This is a genomic window from Stenotrophomonas sp. PS02297, from assembly GCF_029959705.1.
Classification (GTDB): domain Bacteria; phylum Pseudomonadota; class Gammaproteobacteria; order Xanthomonadales; family Xanthomonadaceae; genus Stenotrophomonas; species Stenotrophomonas nitritireducens.
In genome coordinates this window covers 1-303 of the sequence record NZ_JASCOS010000255.1, presented here as the reverse complement: position 1 = coordinate 303, position 303 = coordinate 1, and the positions used below count along the sequence as shown (strand labels likewise).

Annotated in this window: 1 pseudogene; it reads right to left on the bottom strand. The window is 76.2% G+C overall.

Annotation, left to right across the window (positions count from 1 at the left end):
- Window positions 1-303: pseudogene (locus QMX80_RS19260) on the bottom strand (glutamyl-tRNA reductase); the annotation flags it as partial.

The following is a 303-nucleotide window of genomic DNA, read 5'->3' as shown; positions in this document are numbered from 1 at the left end:
CGCGGCGGCTGCGGCGGTTTTCCTCCACGGCGCGCTCCATGTCGTCGCCCGTGTAGAGGTAGGCGTCGGCCAGTTCGCCCACGCCGGCCTCGATGTCGCGCGGCACCGCCAGGTCGAACAGCCGCCTCGGCTTGTGCCGGCGTGCGCGCAGCGCGGCGGCGACCTGCCGCTGCAGGATCACCGGCTCGCGCGCGGCGGTGGCCGAGAACACCACGGCGGCCTCGGCCAGGTGGCGTTCCAGTTCGGGCAGCGGCAGCGCCACGCCGCCGTGGCGGCTGGCCAGTTCCTGCGCGTGGGCGAGGG